Source organism: Advenella mandrilli (assembly GCF_016595155.1).
In the GTDB taxonomy this organism is placed as follows: Bacteria; Pseudomonadota; Gammaproteobacteria; order Burkholderiales; family Burkholderiaceae_B; genus Advenella; species Advenella mandrilli.
The window spans coordinates 49,878-67,047 of the sequence record NZ_JAENGP010000016.1 but is presented as its reverse complement, the minus strand read 5'-3'; the positions used below and the strand labels follow the sequence as shown (position 1 = coordinate 67,047).

The window sequence follows — 17,170 nt, the reverse complement described above, 5'->3', positions numbered from 1 at the left end:
TTTTAATAATAAGGGACAGATCATTTAAGATTTTGTTTTTATTGGAAAATCATGCTTTTGTCTAATCATTAAAATTTCCTTTTGCCAAAATAAAACCAGGGTACGGACGCGATTACGATTACAATTCTCTTTTATTTTTCCTTCCTGAATACAACACACCCGCCATGACCGCCAACTCTTTTACTTCCCTTCCCCTTTCTGCCGAACAACAACACAATCTGTCAGAACTGGGTTATACCGCCATGACACCCATACAGGTAGAAAGTCTGCCCCTGATCCTGGACGGTCGGGACGTTCTGGCCCAGGCCCAAACCGGTAGCGGCAAGACGCTCGCTTTCGGCCTGGGTATCATGCAAAAAATCAACCCTGCTTTTTTTGGCATTCAAGGATTGGTGCTGTGCCCCACCCGGGAGCTAGCCGACCAGGTTTCCCGGGAACTACGCAAACTGGCCCGTGCATTAGGCAATATCAAGATCCTGACCTTATGCGGCGGCGCGGCATTGCGCACTCAAATCGAGTCCCTTTCACACGGTGCACATATTGTGGTGGGCACCCCCGGACGCATTCTTGACCTGCAAGAACGTGGGCAGCTTGAATTGAATACCGTCAAAACACTGGTATTTGATGAGGCCGACCGTATGATTGACATGGGTTTTTATGATGATATTTGTGCCATTACCCGTGCATGTCCACTTAAACGCCAGACCCTGATGTTTTCAGCCACTTATCCGGCGCCTATCCTGAAAGATTGCGAAGGCTTCATGATCAACCCTGAAAAGGTTCAGGTAGAATCCCTGCCCAGCCAGAGCCAGATTGAACAGATTTTTTATGAAATCAATCCTGAACAGCGTTTTGTGGCAACCGCCAACCTGCTCAACCATTTCCGTCCGGTATCTACCCTGGCATTTTGCAATACCAAGGCACAATGCGAGGAACTTGCCGAAGACCTGCAACAGCGTGGCATCCGGGCACTTATATTGCATGGAGACCTGGAGCAGCGTGACCGTGAAGATGTCCTGGTCCAGTTTATCAACCAAAGCTGCTCGGTGCTGGTCGCCACCGATGTGGCCGCCCGTGGCCTGGATATCCAAACCCTTGACGCCGTGATTAACGTGGATATTTCACCCAATGCGGAAACCCATATTCATCGTATTGGCCGCACCGGCAGAAGTGAAGCCAAGGGGCTGGCACTTACCTTATGCAGTCCGCAAGAAAAATTCAGGGCAGAACGCATTGAAAAGGCGCTTGAGGCAGCGCTGGACTGGCAGGATTTACCGTCAGTCAAAACCAACGCCCGTTCTTTGCAGCCCCCCATGAAAACCATTTGCCTGCGAGCCGGCAAAAAAGACAAAATCCGCCCCGGAGACCTGCTGGGCGCCTTAACCAAGGATATTGGCCTGCACGCCAAACAAGTGGGCAAAATCAATATTTACGATTTTGTTTCCTTTGTTGCCATCGAACGCAAAGTGGCCGATGACACCATCACACAACTTCGTCAACGCACCATTAAAGGCCGGCAATTGCAAATGCGCTTCATGGAATAAATATCCAGCGCAAAGCGCGGTCAGACTGTGGCGATCATGTCGCCATCGTCTGGCGAACTGCCCGGTTCCACTTTTCCATCAGGCTGGTCGCTTCATCCCGCCCGATATTGGGCTCAAAACGGTGTTCTTCGCGCCATAATGCAGCAAGCTCATCGGTACCCGACCACACTCCAAGCTGCAAGCCAGCCAGATAAGCCGCGCCCAGGGCAGTGGTTTCAATCATTTGGGGACGGACCACCGGAATGCCCAGCAAATCCGCCTGAAATTGCATTAAAGAATTATTCACGCAAGCGCCACCGTCAACCCGTAATTCCTGTAAGGGCACCCCATTATCTGCCTTGACCTCCAGGCTCATGGCCTCTAACAGGGCGGCACTTTGATAGGCAATGCTTTCTACCGCTGCCCGCGCAATATGCGCCGCTGTAGTAGCACGACTAAGTCCGGTAATGGTTCCGCGGGCATTGGCATCCCAATAAGGTGCGCCCAAACCGGTAAAGGCGGGCACAAACAATACACCATCACTATCGCTTACCGAGTCGGCCAACGGCTGTACCTGGGCACTTTGCTGAATGATCCCCAGGCCATCGCGCAACCACTGCACCACTGCCCCACCTATAAACACACTGCCTTCCAGGGCATACTCAAGCCCATCCTGATGCTGGGCCACCCGGGTGGTTAACAAGCCATTTTCCGACACCCTAAAATGCCCACCGGCATGTAACAGGGCAAAGCAGCCAGTACCATAGGTATTCTTGGCCATGCCGGGCTGGAAGCAGGCCTGGCCGAACAGGGCACTTTGCTGGTCTCCCGCCACACCACCAATCGGAATGGAATGGCCAGCAATGGTTTCATCAATTTGTCCATAAAAAGCGCTTGACGGCAGTACGTCGGGCAGCATACTGGCCGGAATGCCGAACAAATCCAGCAATTCGGGATCCCAGCCATTATTCCTGACATTGAATAACAAAGTACGTGAAGCATTGCTGACATCGGTCGCATGCACCCGGCCTTTGCTTAACTGCCATAACAGCCAGCTATCCACCGTTCCAAAGGCCAACTCTCCCTGCTCGGCCAGCTTGCGGGCACCGGGCACGTTGTCAAGCATCCAGCTTAATTTGGTGGCCGAAAAATAAGCATCCAGTTTCAAGCCGGTGCGCGTCTGAATAAACAGTTCCAGCCCTTTTTCCCTTAACTCACTGCACAGGGCTTCACCGCGCCGGTCTTGCCAGACAATCGCCCGGCATAATGCCTGCCCGGTTTTACGGTGCCAGACCAAGGTGGTTTCCCTTTGGTTAGTAATACCCGCCGCTACTATCCGGTTTGGACTGATTCCTGACTGGCGAATAACGTCACGCAGGGTGGCCAGCTGTGATTGCCAGATTTCTTGCGGCTCATGCTCCACCCACCCCGATTGCGGATAGTACTGGGGGAACTCCTGCTGCGCCATGGCAACAATATTGCCCTGCAGGTCAAACAAGATACTGCGCGAACTTGAGGTTCCCTGATCAAGGGCCAGTAAATAGTCCATACCCATCCTTTTCGTTTTTATGTCTGAACAGTATATCGGTTCCAATATTACGCTTAAACAGGACGACAAATAAGAGCAAGCCATGAACAAGCATTTACTTCATGTCGGACTCAGGCTGGATTTTTCTTGGGCGGCCACGCTTACCGGGGCTGACACGCCTGCTGGCACTGCTGGACAGCGACTGCAGGAACGCTTCGCTACCCAGCGCCCATTGCCCTGCCAAAGCGGTAGCAATCCGGGCGCTCTCGTTCATGGACAAGCCATGATGAAAAATCTCTCTGTAGCGGACCTGACGGTCAAACGGCGTATTGCCGGTAAGCCAGTAGTCTTCATGATCAGTTAGCCAGGGTACGGCCCCCAAACCGGCCCCGGTATGAATGCCCACCGATGACCAAGGCCATAATTCGGGTGCATCCATGCCTTTCTCGCGACTGGTAAAAGACTCCAGCCAGACCATCACTGGCAGCACCCATTGCCCGGGTTCAAGCAAGGTTGAATGATAACGGCCTAAAAAAACGGGACCAGACCGCAATGAAGCGGCCAGGTTCCGGCCCAGCGACTGCATGACACGGGAAATGCCCTGCTCGTTTTCAGGGGTGGCCAGAAGCAGAATGCTGTCATCAACCAGCGTCCAGCCATGCAAGGCAACGTTATGCATGCGCACCAGGTCTGCGAGCCAGGCCAGAACCTGATTCATAAGTTGCCCCGCATCAGGGGCCGCATCAAAAGAATGGACAAGCTTTGCATGCACCAATTGTGCGGTGTGTGGCGCATACAGACGGGGAAGTCGGGCCATGATAATTCAATCAAAGAATAGACAAGACAAATTGTAGCGAAAAACATAGCCATCTACAGGTACAATCTTTGTGTTTACGCCAACTTGTTTTTCTTCCTTCTATTCTTAGGTCAACAACATGAATCTTGAAATTATCAGCGAACATGCCTGTTTTGACGGGATACAGCGTTTTTACCGACACCAGTCCAGTGAAATCGGCCTGCCCATGCGTTTTTCCGTATTTATACCCCGCCAGGCCGAAAATGGTGCCCTGCCCGCCTTGTTTTACCTGGCCGGCCTGACGTGCACCGAAGAAACCTTCATGACCAAAGGAGCCGCCCAGCGTTACGCGGCCGAACACGGCATGATGCTAATTGCCCCGGACACCAGCCCAAGAGGGGCAGGCATAGAAGGAGAAGACGAACACTGGGACTTTGGCACCGGTGCCGGTTTTTATCTGGATGCCACCGAACCCGGCTGGAATAAAAACTACCGGATGTACAGCTACATTACTAAAGAGCTTTATGCGATAGCCGAAACACTGGGTGCAGCCAAAGACCGGATGGGTATTTTCGGCCACTCGATGGGCGGCCACGGCGCACTGGTACTGGCCCTGAAAAACCCCCAACTGTTCAAATCCGTCTCTGCTTTTGCTCCGGTTGCCGCCCCAGTCAAATGTCCATGGGGACAAAAGGCCTTTTCCCGTTATTTAGGCAACGATAAAACCCAATGGGAAGCTTATGATGCCTCCTGCCTGATGCAAACCCTGCACAACCCTTTTCCCCAGGGCATCCTGGTCGACCAGGGTCTGAAAGACAGCTTCCTGCAAGAACAGCTGTATCCCGAGGTGTTCGAAGCGGCATGTGAACAAGCCAACCAGCCGTTGGTCCTGCGTCACCACGAGCATTATGACCACGGTTATTATTTCATTTCAACCTTCATGGAAGACCATATCCGTTTTCATGCCGAACGCCTTTAAAGTGGGTCATAACGCCGGAAAAAAGCCATAAATAGATTGAAACAGGAACTTTTTCCTGATTTCAATATCTTATTAGCACTCTTTGTTATTGAGTGCTAATATATACAACGAAGATATAATTTCAACGGAGTCAAACAAAATCTATGTCAAATCAAGCGCTTGCACTGTCAAATTCCAATGTAGCCATGGCCATCTCCAACCCGGGAGCATTAGGCACCATAGAGGCATACATTAGCGCAGTGAACCGTTTACCGCTCCTGTCGGCAGAACAGGAGAAGAATTTGGCTGAACAATTGCAAAAAGAAGGCAATCTGGATGCGGCCCGTGACCTTATCATGTCGCACCTGCGTCTGGTGGTGTCCATTTCCCGCCAGTATCTGGGCTATGGCCTGCCACACGCCGACCTTATCCAGGAAGGCAATATTGGCCTGATGAAAGCGGTCAAGCGTTTTGACGTGTCCCGTGGTGTCCGCCTGGTTTCTTTTGCCGTTCATTGGATCAAGGCCGAAATTCATGAATATGTCATTCGCAATTGGCGTATGGTAAAAATTGCCACCACCAAAGCCCAGCGCAAGCTGTTCTTCAATTTGCGCAGCATGCGTCCCGATGGCCAAACCCTTAATCCGGAACATATTGAAGGCATTGCCGCCAAACTGAATGTCCGCCCCGAAGATGTCAGTGAAATGGAAGTCCGTCTTTCAGGCCGCGATATGTCGTTTGAATCACAAACCAATGATGATGACGAGTTCGCCCCCATTTCTTACCTGTCAGACGACGGCGATCACGAACCCACCTCCGTGATTGAAAAACAGGCTTACGATACCCTGCAAAGCTCGGGTATTTCCCAGGCACTTTCGCTGCTTGATGAGCGCTCCCGCCGCATTATTGAAGCCCGCTGGCTACAAGATGAAGGTGGCGGCGCCACCTTGCATGAACTGGCTGCCGAATTTGGCGTGTCGGCCGAACGGATCCGGCAAATTGAAGCCGCCTCCCTGAAAAAAATGCGCAAGGCATTAAGCGAATAGTTTTTCTGGATTCAAACATTTAACGTCATTCCTGACATAAGGGGATGACGTTTTTTTACCGCGCCGGGTTTATATATTGCAGTAACATATTAAAACAACTGGACGGGAAACTTATTGAACTATTGTAGGAACAGCAAGCCTAAACACTATAAGCCCCGGCAATATCTGTGCAATGCAGGCTTGGGTTTAACATCCGTTTCTGCTCCTCCTCTTTCCCCTCCCTTTTGAAACGGATGATTCAGGCACTTCAGTAGATGAAGTGCTTTTTTTTTGCTGTTTATTTGTCCTGATTCTCTTCAAGATTGACCAGTACTTCAACCCTGCGGTTGGGTGCCAGACAACTGATCAGTTCCTGGCGATTACCGGTATTCTCGCACTGAACCAGCGGCTGCAATTCACCTTGTCCTTGCACCGTAATAAGGGAAGAAGACACGCCTTTGGATATTAAATACCCGGCAACACTGCTTGCCCGTCTTTCAGACAAAGCCTGGTTATAGGCCTTGGGGCCCAGACGATCGGTATGGCCGATAATAACCACGGATTTGACACTGGGCTGGTTGCGGATTTCCTGGCTTAAGGCTTCAAGACGCAATTTGCCGCGCTGCTGCAAATCATTAATGCCGGCACCATTAAATGCAAACAGGCCGTCTGCTTCAAGGGTGACTTTTCTGGCTTGTTCCGCCACTTTCTCAAGGGATTCAGGTTCGCAAATGTCATTCGGGCCTACCGGTTTCCAGTAAAAACTGCGGGCCAGCATATCCTTGTCGAACAGAATTTTGTATTGGCAGGAAGACACATTGTTCGTACCTTTACCCGGCGTATTCAGGTAAAACAGGAAATCCCATTCGCGGGGTGCAAAACCTTCTGAAAAATGAGGACGGCCCAGCAAGTAATAAAGCTGGTCTTTGGTGACACCCGAACGTACCAGTTTAAGATTTTCTGGATTGGGGGCGACGCCCCTGCCATTATCATAGGTAATATTGTGGATCTCTGGGAAAACCGGATTATCACTTGTGCCGTCGGGCATGACATTGCTAAGTGAACCACAAGCAGCCAGGGAAACACCTGCCAGTGCTGTCACAATTACTCTGGGGAAATTCATTTTACTCCAACCAATTTTGTCCAAAACAAATCCAGACCAAGAATTCGTATACTATATTTATAGAAATTTTTTGTCATGAACGACCAAACTCTTGCCAACAATTATTAAATAAAACGCAGGCAGGCCAGCCAAGACAGAAAGCCAATGACTCAATTAAATTGCATGCATTTTAATCATTAATCGTAAATTATTGTTTCAATCACACAACATAGATCTTAATAAATAATGTTTAGATAACAAATAAAAACATTAAGATACAAAACAAGAATTATGTAATGGCTTACACGCTTATTTTTAGCACCGGACCTTGCCCCCTCGGGCTCCACATTTTTTTATCCCAAAAATAAACATCCGGCCTGAAAGCCGGATGCAGATAATGACGCACTACAACGAAAAACTCAAAACAGGCTTCTAATATCCTTTTCCATATCTTCTATGAGTGTACCCGGCTTGAAAAGAATGCGGGATTCACCATTTTTATCCAGCACATATAAACTGGAACTGTGCTCCATTGAATAAGTACCATTGGTATGGGCCACTTTCTTATAAAAGGCCTTGAAGGACTTGGCCAACTGGGCAATTTGTTCGGGTGTACCAGTAATACCATTGAAACGATCATCGAAAGCGGATACATAAGCCTTAAGCATTTCTGGGGTATCACGCTCGGGGTCTATGCTAACCATGACCACCTGCACCTGTGCCGCTTCTTCAGGGGTGAATTTTGTCATGAGCTGCGACAATTCAGCCATGGCCGTGGGGCAGACATCGGGACATTGGGTAAAACCGAAGAAAACAACCACCACCTTGTCTTTGTAATCGTTGAAAGAAACCGCTTGGCCATTCTGGTTAATGCCACTGACATTTTTACCAAAACCGGTACCGGTAATATCCGAGCCGATAAAGGCCAACGATTGCGCAGAGGCCCCTTCAAGTACTTCCTGTTTGCAGGCTGACAAGCCAAAGAGCATGGAAAAAACCAGGCCCATACTGATTGCCAGCTTTCTGGCTTTATATGATTTATTCATTAAATACCTACCATCACATCAAAATCATGATCCAGTGATCCACCAGCAATGCCCCAAACAGCAAGGCAAGATAGAGAATCGAAAACCGGAATATTTTTCGGGCCAGTTCATCGCTGTAAACCTTATACAGGCTTAATGCGTACTTGATAAACCAACCCCCTAAAAACAGTGCCGCGGCCAGATAAAACAGGCCGCTCATGCGGATAATAAATGGCATTAGCGTTATGACCACAAGCATGAAGGTATATAACAAAATATGCAAGCGGGTAAAAGCATTGCCATGCGTTATTGGCAACATGGGCAAACCGGATTTTTGGTAATCATGGCTGCGATACAGGGCCAGCGCCCAGAAATGCGGAGGTGTCCAGGCAAAAATAATAAGCACCAGCAACCACGCTTCTGCCGGTACCGAGCCTGCCACGGCCGCCCAGCCCAACGCTGGCGGCATCGCACCCGACAAACCGCCAATAACGATATTCTGGGGGGTGCGCGGTTTTAATACAATGGTATAGATCAAGGCATAGCCAATAAATGTCGCAAACGTTAGCCACATGGTCAGGGCATTCACAAACCAGTACAGCACCAGCATGCCCAGCCCACCCACCATGCCCGACATAAGCACCACCTGCAAAGAGGTAATCGTGCCCTGTGCCGTTGCCCGGCGTCGGGTTCTTAACATGCGGGCATCAATTTCCTGCTCGATCAGGCAATTAATGGCAAATGCGGCCGCAGCCAGCAGCCAGATCCCGATGGTGCCTGCCACCACCACACTAACCGGGGGCAACCCGTTTGACGCCAGAAACATGCCAATCACGGCACAAAAAACCGCCAGCTGGGTTACCCGGGGTTTGGTTAGCACCCAATACTGTTGAAAAAATTTTGTTTGCGCAGTCAAGGCTATCGTCATGGCAATACCTTATAGTCAGATCCTGCACGATTCAATCGTACAAGCATTGTTACCGCCGCAATCACCAGCCCTGCGGCCCCACCATTATGCAAAACGGCAATGAGTAATGGCCATTGGAAAAATATTGTGCTTAGTCCGGTTAATACCTGCATCAATAATAGCAAAACCAGCCATTGTGCGGGAGCGCGTAAACCCTGCTCTTGACGCAGGCGCAAGGCAATGGCAAACAGATACACGAAAACAAAAACCGCAAAATTCCGGTGCACCCAGTGAATGGCAGTCAGGGCCTGTTGCGAGATGATCTCCCCATTGGGTAATACACCCAACTCACGAAAAATTGAATAACCACCGGCAAAATCCATCTCGGGTACCCATTGTCCGTGACAGGTTGGAAAATCCATGCAGGCCAGGGCGGCATAATTGGTACTGACCCAGCCGCCGAGCACAATTTGCACAAATAATATCAGCAGGCCAAACAACATCCATGGTCGCGCAAATGCCACCTCAACAGAAACCGGGGCATGCGTTTTTTCACGGGCGGCCAGCCAGCTCATCAGCGCCAGTAACAACATGCCGCCCAACAAATGGGCGGTCACGATCACCGGCATTAATTTATGCGTAACGGTCCAGGCGCCGAAAGCACCCTGCAGGCAAACTGCAACCAGGCAAAAGGTCGCCAGCCCCGCCGGGCGGCCAATCTGCTTCCGGTAACGCCATGCCATGAACACAATGGCAATAATCAGCATGCCCAGTACACTACCCCAATACCGGTGAATCATTTCAATCCAGGCCTTTGACATGGACACCGGCCCATATGGCTGTTGCACCAGTGCATCGGCAATCTGCCCCGATGCGCCAAACGGCGTGAGTTTGCCATAACAGCCCGGCCAGTCGGGGCAGCCCAGGCCTGAATCGGTAAGACGCACAAAAGCGCCAAACATGATCAGGTCGAGGGTAAAAAACCAGGTCAGGAAAACAAGCCGGCGATAAACAGAATGAACCCGGGTTGCCATGGCTTACCCAATTACCGAAACATGCAACAACTTGGCAATATCATTACGGAACCGGACAGGATCGGTTTCCTGGCCGGGGTAATACATGATCAAATTGCCAAGCGGATCAATAATCCACAAATATTTATCCATTTCCCGCTCCAGTTCATCCGCTCCTGCACGAACATCCTGGCCTAATAAAAAAGTACCCAGTGCAACCGGGTCAACCCGTAACATCAAGGTGCCTTTATACGCATCCAGCACCTTCTGCGGGATGGTTTCGTTGTCGGTCACAAACCACACGCGCACCAGTCGCTCTACATTCTTGCCCTGGCTGGCATGGGCATTACGGGTGTAATGCAACTTGGTGGCGCAAGAATCAGGACAGGCTCCACCATCGGCACTAACCAGTACCCAGCGCCCTTTCAGGGAGTTCAGGTCAAACAAATTGCCATCAAGGGTGCGTAATGGCAACTGGGCAGACGATGGCATACTGCGTTGTGGCATCACGAAAGAGCCATAATTGGTCGCCCCCTCGGGTCTTAAACCCGGCACGAAGTAAAGCAGGGCTGCCGCCACCACAGGAATAATGCAACTTAGCAGAATCAGATACAAAGGCACCAGGGACCGCTTTTTCATCTCCAACACATCACTACTCATTTTTGCTCCTTGATTTCCCATAACGACCCATCCTGTATCCTACAAATAGCAGGGCCAGCAGCGCTATCAGGGCAAACCCAAACCATTGCAGGGCATAACCCGTATTCTTGTGATCATCAACCGGCGGTGTTACCCAGTCCCGGGCCAGCCCGTCATTATCCACACCGGTTTGCTGAACCACGACGGGTAAATAAACCAGTCTGCTTGCCTGGGCCAATTCCTTCAAATCAAGATTTTGCACCTGTGGCAAATCTGGCCCTGGCAATGGCAGGCGAGCCGGCAATTGCGCCTGTTTTTCACCCGATAAAGACCAAAGCTCAAACAGGCGTGGCACATGCCCCAGCAACTGCCCGTCAAGGGTGACCGTTTCTGCGGTTACCGGAAAATCGGGAAGGGAATCTGGCGCAATACGCCGCTCAAACCAGCCACGCAAAACCAAAACGGCTTTATCAGGACTCCCGTCCAGCAACAGGGGGGTTGCCAGCCAATAACCCGGACGGCCATGGTGATTGCGGTTTAGCAACACACTGAACTGCGGTTGCCATATACCGGTCACGCTAACCTTTCTCCATTCCCGCCATTCACTTTCAGGTGTATCATTTTGAAGTAATAAAGAGGAAAGCTGTTGCCCGTGTTCGATATCGGCCTGAATGGCCCGTCGCTCATCGGCACGCTGCAATTGCCATCGACCCAGAAAAATAAAAAGCACCACCAGCATTGCCAAAAGCAGTAAGGCAAGCCAGTACTTTATCTTTAAGGGTTGACTGTTTTTCATTCGTTTTTGCCCATTGGGGGAGTCCATCATGCATGTATTCATCGGGTTAGCTTTCCTGGCCATTATTGTCAGCCTGGCAGTTGCCTTTTTCTATTTAATGCGGGACAAAGGGACCAGCAACAAAACCGTCAACGCCCTGACCTTGCGTGTTGGTCTTTCGATTGCCCTGCTGGCCTTTGTGCTGTTTGCCAACTACATGGGCTGGATCCACAGCAGCGGTTTCAGGCCATAAGCCCCCCGCCGACCAACAACAAAAGGCCGGATCAAACCGGCCCCTGCAGGGTGGCCAGCACCTTAAAACCAATATACAAACAAATAAAGCCCCAACCAGACCACATCAACAAAGTGCCAATACCAGGCCGCCCCTTCAAAGCCAAAGTGGTGCTCTGCCGTAAAATGCCCACTGACCAGGCGCAACAAAATAATGGTCAGGATAGTGGCGCCCAGCAATACGTGAAAACCGTGAAATCCGGTTAACATGTAAAACAGCGAGCCATAAATTCCAGAATCAAAACGCAGGTTCAGGTCGGAATAGGCATGGCCATATTCAACCGCCTGAAAATACAGGAAGGTAAAGCCCAGGACCACGGTCAGCAACAGCCAGAAAATACTGCTGCCCCGCTTGCTGGCCCGCAAGGCATGATGCGAAAAGGTTAGCGTCAACCCGGACGTTAACAGTAAAATCGTATTAATGGTGGGCAGCCAGAAAGGTCCGATCGTTTCAAAATGCGGAACAATCCCGGCCGGTCCGAAATTGGGCCATTGGCCTGAAAACCCCGGCCACAGCATTAACTGGTGATCCAGATTACTCAACCAGGGGGTGGTTATTTCACGGGCATACCAAAGCGAGCCAAAAAAAGCTGCAAAGAACATGACCTCGGAAAAAATAAACCAGCCCATCCCCCAACGATAGGAATCATCAATGCGCTTGCTGTTAAGCCCGCTCTCGGATTCCCGGATGGCATCACGAAACCAGAAAAAAAGCATAATAAACAATGACAGCAACCCAACCAGAAAAATCCAGTTTCCATAGGGAACACGGTTAATCCAGGTGACGGCCCCAATCAGCATGATTAAAATGGCAAAACTGGTTCTGACCGGATGAGCCGAAAATGCAGGCACATAATAATATGGCGCCTCTTTGCCATTGACGGAATGACTTGCACCCATAGCTTTCTCCTTTGGTACAAATACGTTTACTTGGAATCAGGCCAGCCCTGAAATAGCCCACCGAGCAAGCATCACCAATATAAAAACAAAAACCAGCACCCCGATAATGCCAGCAAGAATAATATGAACAGGATTGAGCCTTGAAATATCTTCCTGATAACTGGCGCCTTTGCGAATACCCAGAAAAGCCCATAAGATAGCCTTCAGGGTCTGGAAAAAATTCAGTTTTCGCTGCGCCAGCTCTTTAATATCATCACTCATTCACTTGCCCTTTTAATTAGACAATCTTAAGGCCTTTGCCTATTGTCCAAAGGAACAGGGCCACTACCACAACTGCCAATATGAGGCCTGCCCTTCTGTTTTTACGACGTTGCTCGGGTGTCATTGTTTCTACCTGTTAATGAAAAAACGGTTTACTGTTTACTTCACTTCTGGCGGGGTCTCGAAAGTATGGAACGGCAAAGGCGATGGCAGCGTCCATTCAAGGCCCTCGGCGCCGTCCCATACCTGCGCGGTTGCTTTCTGCCCTTTGCCACGAAACGCCTTAATCACAATATACAGAAACAGCAACTGTGAAAACCCGAACCAGAAAGCCCCAATCGTGGCGATCTGGTGGAAGTCGGTAAACTGCGTTGCATAATCCACATAACGGCGCGGCATGCCAGCCAGGCCCAAAAAGTGCATCGGAAAAAAGGTCAGGTTAAAAGACAGCATGGTTGACCAGAAGTGAATCTTGCCCAGCTTCTCGTCATACATGTATCCGGTCCACTTTGGCAGCCAGTAATAGGTGCCTGAAAACAGGGCAAACAAAGAGCCGGCAACCAGCACATAATGGAAGTGCGCCACCACGTAATAGGTATCGTGCACGGCAATATCAATAGGCGCCACCGCCACAATCAGTCCGGTAAAACCACCAATGGTAAACACGAAAATAAAACCGATTGAAAACAGCATGGGTGTTTCAAAACTTAATGAGCCGCGCCACATGGTAGCCACCCAGTTAAACACTTTCACCCCGGTTGGAATGGAAATCAGCATGGTGGCATACATGAAATACAACTGCCCGGTTACCGGCATGCCCGTTGCGAACATATGGTGCGCCCACACAATAAATGACAGGATCGCAATCGCTGAGGTGGCATACACCATAGACGCATAACCAAACAGTTTTTTGCGCGAGAAAGTCGGAATAACCGCAGATACAATACCAAATGCCGGCAAAATCATGATATAAACTTCAGGGTGTCCAAAGAACCAGAACACGTGCTGGTACAACACCGGATCTCCCCCCGCGGCCGCATTGAAAAACCCGGTACCGAAATGACGGTCGGTTAACAACATGGTCACCGCCGCCGCCAGAACAGGCATCACGGCAATCAGCAGGTAAGCGGTAATCAGCCAAGTCCAGCAAAACAGCGGCATTTTCATCAAAGTCATGCCCGGTGCCCGCATATTTAGCACGGTCACAATAATATTAATCGCCCCCATGATTGAAGACGCACCCAGGATATGAATGGCAAAAATGGCCATATCCATACCCGGCCCCATTTGCAGGGACAGGGGCGCATACATGGTCCAGCCTGCCGCATTGGCACCGCCCGGCACAAAGAAAGAAGCGGTTAACAAAATGCCACCCACCGGCAACAGCCAGAAACTGAAGTTGTTCATGCGGGCAAAAGCCATATCCGATGCACCAATCTGCAAAGGAATCATGTAGTTGGCAAACCCCACCAACGCCGGCATGATTGCCCCAAAAATCATGATCAGGCCATGCATGGTTGTAAACTGGTTGAACAGGTCCGGCTGAAAGAACTGCACACCCGGCTCAAAAAGCTCAATCCGTATCAACAGCGCCAGGGTGCCGCCTTCCAGCAAGGCAATAAACGAGAAGATCAGGTACATCAACCCGATATCTTTATGGTTGGTGGCAAAAAGCCATCGTCGCCAACCCTTGGGTTTGGCATCGTGATCATCGTGAACGTGATCCTGGGCGTGACCGACTGCGACGCTAGTCATGTGTTGTCCTCCTTACCTGCATAGTCCCCGTCTATAACTGGCGACCGGTTAAACTAAGTCTCTGAATTAAGCCTGGTGCTGTTATTTTGCGGCCAGCGTTTTACGCTCTTTTGACCAGGTTGCAAAATCTTCTTCGGACACAACGCGCACAACGATCGGCATGAAGGCATGGTTTTGTCCACACAATTCAGCACACTGCCCCCGAAACGTTCCGGTCTTGTCGGCCCGGAACCACGTATCGCGCAGAAACCCTGGAATGGCATCCTGCTTGACACCCAGGTCGGGCACATACCAGGAATGGATAACATCAGCGGCCGTCACGACCACGCGTATCTTCTTGCCAACCGGCACCACCATTTCCTGGTCCACTTCCATCAGGTAAGTATTTGATTTTTCAGCATCACCCATGATCTGATCCAGAGGTGTTGCCAGATTCGACAGGAAACTGACCCCTTTGGCCGGGCCATCCAGGTACTCATAACCCCATTTCCACTGATAACCCGTGGCCTTGATGGTCAGATCGGCACTGGAGGTGTCTTTCATGGCCACCACCGTTTTGGTGGCCGGCAATGCCATGGCAATCACAATAATAAAAGGAATAACAGTCCATGCGACTTCAACACCCAAGTGCTCATGGAAGACGGACGCCTTGTGGCCCTTTGATTTGCGGTGGGCCCAGATCGAATAGAACATGACCCCGAATACACCAACAAAAATAACGGTACAGATGATGAGCATCATCCAGTGCAACCAATAGATATCTGCGGCAATTTCAGTTACCCCGGGGGTCAGGTTAACCTGCGCAACCCTGGGCCCTCCTGGCATGTCTCCTGTTTGGGCAAATACCGCCGTGCTACCAATGAATGCGGCAATGCCTGGCAACCCTCTCAACTTTTTCATGTTGACCTCTGGCTGTTGCACCCAAATATCATTTTTTATTACTATCTACAACACTGACTATTCAGGTACAGATTTATTATTTAGTGGCACAAACTTTATCTACAACGCATTGATTTACATCATAGTACATTCATTTAACCATATAAACACAGATTAAAGTTACTGTATCAAAAGCATAAAGGCTACAATCGTTGCATGTTTGATACGTACCGCATACCAATTTGAAGCAATTAACTGAACTTTATCAAGGGCTACAGCAGGAAATACAGGAATTCCCTCATAGACATTCCCTTCCTTTGCTCATTGCCGGAAAATCTGCCGGTTTCATTACCGCCCAAGCACAGCAAGCCTTGCGTCATCATCCGCAGGTTTGCCAGACAGCCACCAAATTCCATATTGCCAGCCCGGGCATTTCCAGGGCTGAACTGGATCCTCTTTTGGCCAGTATTGCCACTTGCCTGCACCAGGCCAACTGCGCCAGGGCCTGGCGTAATGAGTTGCTAAATGTGTATGCCGAAGGACAGGTTATTGGTGTCATAGAACGAGCCGCCATGCGCCCGCTTGGCCTGTTGACCCGTGCCGTGCATTTAAATGCCTGGACCCCCGACCTGAAGCTTTACCTGGCCAAACGGGCCGCTACCAAATCCACCGATCCTGGCATGTGGGATACACTGGTTGGCGGTCTTGCCAACGGAATTGAGGACCTGGAACAGGCGCTTTTACGCGAAAGTGACGAAGAAGCCGGACTGGATGAGCCCGATTTGCAAATCCGCACGCCATTACGTACTATTTTACAAATGCACCGTCGCTTGCCCGAAGGCTATCAGGTTGAGGATATTATGGTTAGTGACTGCATTATCCTGCCAGAAACCCAGCCTGCCAACCGTGACGGTGAAGTCTCGGAAATCAGGATATTTGAGCAGGAAGAAGTGCTTGATATGATTACCCGCAGGGTAATTACCATAGAAGCGGCCGTCGTTATTCTTGAAGGGCTACTAAACCAGCCCGCCAGACAATTATTGCACCAGCTGCCTTAATTCACCAAGGAGATTCCTCATGAGTTCACAAAACACCAACCCTTTTGTTCTTCCCGGTTTTGGGCAGGATGGCATCACGGCAGGCAACCCACTTATCAGCAGCATGGAAATGATGGGCAAGGCATGGCAGTCATTTGCCCAAACCGGCACGCCTTCCTCATTTCCCATGGCCAGCACCTCGCTTAACCCCGAAGACCTGGACAAACGCATCCAGGAATTGAAAACCGTTGAAAATTGGTTGAAGCTTAACCTTTCAATGCTTTCCAGCACTATTCAGGGTATGGAAATCCAGCGTGCCAGCATTGCCACCATGAATTCCTTTGTTAGCGCGGTGGCCGAGCAACATAAAGGCCAGGCTACCCTTGATGAAGTGCTTGGCATAAAGCCCAAGGCTGCCGAAACCGCTTCGTCCAACGAGCCGGACACGACCGCTAGCGGCAGTGACGCCATGGGCGCTGCTGCCAACGTCTGGTGGAACATGCTGCAAAACCAGTTCAACCAGCTGGCCCAGGCAACTGCCGCCACCATGCAAGCCAGCACCGAAGCCACTCCTGAAGCTGAATCGGGGGAAAGCACCAAACCCGCTGCCGCCCCGGCAAAAACCAGCGCCAGAAAAACCACCGCCAAGAAAACCACAACACCTGCAAAAAAATGATCCGGCATACCGGAAACCGCGGCTGTAAAGTGCGGTTTCCGGTTAAAGTAAGCAATAATTCGCTACTCATTATTTATAAC

The 17,170-nt window shown here is 50.3% G+C and carries 18 protein-coding genes and 1 pseudogene; 6 read left to right on the top strand and 13 right to left on the bottom strand.

Annotated features, from left to right (window positions below; genetic code table 11):
- Window positions 1–164: 164 nt before the first annotated feature.
- Entirely contained in the window at window positions 165–1,544 is a 1,380-nt protein-coding gene (dbpA, locus tag JHL22_RS13575) for an ATP-dependent RNA helicase DbpA (RefSeq protein WP_200238559.1), read from the top strand.
- Window positions 1,545–1,578: 34 nt separating this feature from the next.
- Here the strand turns inward: dbpA and glpK are convergent, their stop codons facing one another.
- The gene (glpK, locus tag JHL22_RS13570; RefSeq protein WP_200238556.1) at window positions 1,579–3,072 is read right to left on the bottom strand and encodes a glycerol kinase GlpK; all 1,494 of its coding nucleotides are present in this window, start codon (window positions 3,070–3,072) and stop codon (window positions 1,579–1,581) included.
- A gap of 94 nt (window positions 3,073–3,166) precedes the next feature.
- Window positions 3,167–3,868: a hypothetical protein gene (locus tag JHL22_RS13565; protein WP_200238554.1), complete on the bottom strand. Its 702-nt coding sequence runs from the start codon at window positions 3,866–3,868 to the stop codon at window positions 3,167–3,169.
- 118 nt (window positions 3,869–3,986) lie between these two features.
- Between JHL22_RS13565 and fghA the strand changes: the two genes are divergently transcribed.
- Window positions 3,987–4,826, top strand: a complete 840-nt coding sequence (fghA, locus tag JHL22_RS13560; RefSeq protein WP_200238551.1) for an S-formylglutathione hydrolase — start codon at window positions 3,987–3,989, stop codon at window positions 4,824–4,826.
- 143 nt (window positions 4,827–4,969) lie between these two features.
- Window positions 4,970–5,851, top strand: coding sequence for an RNA polymerase sigma factor RpoH (gene rpoH, locus JHL22_RS13555; protein ID WP_200238549.1), 882 nt, complete (start codon window positions 4,970–4,972; stop codon window positions 5,849–5,851).
- Between the two features lie 277 nt (window positions 5,852–6,128).
- Here the strand turns inward: rpoH and JHL22_RS13550 are convergent, their stop codons facing one another.
- The 6 genes from JHL22_RS13550 to JHL22_RS13525 form a co-directional block, all read right to left on the bottom strand.
- Window positions 6,129–6,953, bottom strand: a complete 825-nt coding sequence (locus JHL22_RS13550) for an OmpA family protein (protein WP_200238546.1) — start codon at window positions 6,951–6,953, stop codon at window positions 6,129–6,131.
- A gap of 398 nt (window positions 6,954–7,351) precedes the next feature.
- Complete coding sequence (locus tag JHL22_RS13545) at window positions 7,352–7,978, bottom strand: SCO family protein (RefSeq protein WP_234041299.1); 627 nt, start codon at window positions 7,976–7,978, stop codon at window positions 7,352–7,354.
- Window positions 7,979–7,991: 13 nt separating this feature from the next.
- On the bottom strand, window positions 7,992–8,885 hold the full coding sequence (gene cyoE, locus JHL22_RS13540; RefSeq protein ID WP_200238543.1) for a heme o synthase: 894 nt from the start codon (window positions 8,883–8,885) through the stop codon (window positions 7,992–7,994).
- On the bottom strand, window positions 8,882–9,898 hold the full coding sequence (locus JHL22_RS13535) for a COX15/CtaA family protein (RefSeq protein WP_200238541.1): 1,017 nt from the start codon (window positions 9,896–9,898) through the stop codon (window positions 8,882–8,884). Before JHL22_RS13535 ends, cyoE begins: the two co-directional genes overlap by 4 nt.
- Window positions 9,899–9,901: 3 nt before the next feature.
- Window positions 9,902–10,537 carry an SCO family protein gene (locus JHL22_RS13530; RefSeq protein ID WP_200238538.1) on the bottom strand — a complete coding sequence of 212 codons (636 nt, stop codon included), beginning with the start codon at window positions 10,535–10,537 and terminating at the stop codon, window positions 9,902–9,904.
- Entirely contained in the window at window positions 10,530–11,342 is an 813-nt protein-coding gene (locus JHL22_RS13525; RefSeq protein WP_329610671.1) for an SURF1 family protein, read from the bottom strand. The genes JHL22_RS13530 and JHL22_RS13525 overlap by 8 nt, the downstream gene beginning before the upstream one ends.
- Between JHL22_RS13525 and JHL22_RS13520 the strand changes: the two genes are divergently transcribed.
- Complete coding sequence (locus JHL22_RS13520) at window positions 11,341–11,544, top strand: twin transmembrane helix small protein (RefSeq protein WP_200238536.1); 204 nt, start codon at window positions 11,341–11,343, stop codon at window positions 11,542–11,544. The two genes, JHL22_RS13525 and JHL22_RS13520, sit on opposite strands and share 2 nt — an antisense overlap.
- Window positions 11,545–11,606: 62 nt before the next feature.
- Here the strand turns inward: JHL22_RS13520 and JHL22_RS13515 are convergent, their stop codons facing one another.
- From JHL22_RS13515 to coxB, 5 genes and pseudogenes are all read right to left on the bottom strand, one after another.
- Complete coding sequence (locus tag JHL22_RS13515; protein WP_200238533.1) at window positions 11,607–12,482, bottom strand: cytochrome c oxidase subunit 3; 876 nt, start codon at window positions 12,480–12,482, stop codon at window positions 11,607–11,609.
- A gap of 36 nt (window positions 12,483–12,518) precedes the next feature.
- Window positions 12,519–12,743: a DUF2970 domain-containing protein gene (locus JHL22_RS13510; RefSeq protein WP_200238531.1), complete on the bottom strand. Its 225-nt coding sequence runs from the start codon at window positions 12,741–12,743 to the stop codon at window positions 12,519–12,521.
- 16 nt (window positions 12,744–12,759) lie between these two features.
- Entirely contained in the window at window positions 12,760–12,867 is a 108-nt protein-coding gene (locus JHL22_RS16000) for a cytochrome oxidase small assembly protein (protein WP_234041298.1), read from the bottom strand.
- A gap of 35 nt (window positions 12,868–12,902) precedes the next feature.
- A complete protein-coding gene (gene ctaD, locus JHL22_RS13505; RefSeq protein ID WP_200238528.1) occupies window positions 12,903–14,498 on the bottom strand; it encodes a cytochrome c oxidase subunit I in 1,596 nt (531 codons plus the stop codon).
- Between the two features lie 87 nt (window positions 14,499–14,585).
- Window positions 14,586–15,398: pseudogene (gene coxB / locus JHL22_RS13500) on the bottom strand (cytochrome c oxidase subunit II); the annotation flags it as partial.
- 221 nt (window positions 15,399–15,619) lie between these two features.
- Here coxB and JHL22_RS13495 point away from each other — a divergent pair.
- Together JHL22_RS13495 and JHL22_RS13490 are read left to right on the top strand one after the other, a co-directional pair.
- Window positions 15,620–16,435, top strand: a complete 816-nt coding sequence (locus JHL22_RS13495; protein ID WP_200238523.1) for an NUDIX hydrolase — start codon at window positions 15,620–15,622, stop codon at window positions 16,433–16,435.
- Window positions 16,436–16,454: 19 nt separating this feature from the next.
- A complete protein-coding gene (locus JHL22_RS13490) occupies window positions 16,455–17,090 on the top strand; it encodes a PhaM family polyhydroxyalkanoate granule multifunctional regulatory protein (protein ID WP_200238521.1) in 636 nt (211 codons plus the stop codon).
- Window positions 17,091–17,170: the final 80 nt, after the last annotated feature.

Coding starts and splice junctions, on each gene's coding strand:
- dbpA (WP_200238559.1), top strand. CDS start 165: ATGACCGCCAACTCTTTTACTTCCCTTCCCCTTTCTGCCGAACAACAA.
- glpK (WP_200238556.1), bottom strand. CDS start 3,072: ATGGACTATTTACTGGCCCTTGATCAGGGAACCTCAAGTTCGCGCAGT.
- JHL22_RS13565 (WP_200238554.1), bottom strand. CDS start 3,868: ATGGCCCGACTTCCCCGTCTGTATGCGCCACACACCGCACAATTGGTG.
- fghA (WP_200238551.1), top strand. CDS start 3,987: ATGAATCTTGAAATTATCAGCGAACATGCCTGTTTTGACGGGATACAG.
- rpoH (WP_200238549.1), top strand. CDS start 4,970: ATGTCAAATCAAGCGCTTGCACTGTCAAATTCCAATGTAGCCATGGCC.
- JHL22_RS13550 (WP_200238546.1), bottom strand. CDS start 6,953: ATGAATTTCCCCAGAGTAATTGTGACAGCACTGGCAGGTGTTTCCCTG.
- JHL22_RS13545 (WP_234041299.1), bottom strand. CDS start 7,978: ATGAATAAATCATATAAAGCCAGAAAGCTGGCAATCAGTATGGGCCTG.
- cyoE (WP_200238543.1), bottom strand. CDS start 8,885: ATGACGATAGCCTTGACTGCGCAAACAAAATTTTTTCAACAGTATTGG.
- JHL22_RS13535 (WP_200238541.1), bottom strand. CDS start 9,898: ATGGCAACCCGGGTTCATTCTGTTTATCGCCGGCTTGTTTTCCTGACC.
- JHL22_RS13530 (WP_200238538.1), bottom strand. CDS start 10,537: ATGAGTAGTGATGTGTTGGAGATGAAAAAGCGGTCCCTGGTGCCTTTG.
- JHL22_RS13520 (WP_200238536.1), top strand. CDS start 11,341: ATGCATGTATTCATCGGGTTAGCTTTCCTGGCCATTATTGTCAGCCTG.
- JHL22_RS13525 (WP_329610671.1), bottom strand. CDS start 11,342: ATGATGGACTCCCCCAATGGGCAAAAACGAATGAAAAACAGTCAACCC.
- JHL22_RS13515 (WP_200238533.1), bottom strand. CDS start 12,482: ATGGGTGCAAGTCATTCCGTCAATGGCAAAGAGGCGCCATATTATTAT.
- JHL22_RS13510 (WP_200238531.1), bottom strand. CDS start 12,743: ATGAGTGATGATATTAAAGAGCTGGCGCAGCGAAAACTGAATTTTTTC.
- JHL22_RS16000 (WP_234041298.1), bottom strand. CDS start 12,867: ATGACACCCGAGCAACGTCGTAAAAACAGAAGGGCAGGCCTCATATTG.
- ctaD (WP_200238528.1), bottom strand. CDS start 14,498: ATGACTAGCGTCGCAGTCGGTCACGCCCAGGATCACGTTCACGATGAT.
- JHL22_RS13490 (WP_200238521.1), top strand. CDS start 16,455: ATGAGTTCACAAAACACCAACCCTTTTGTTCTTCCCGGTTTTGGGCAG.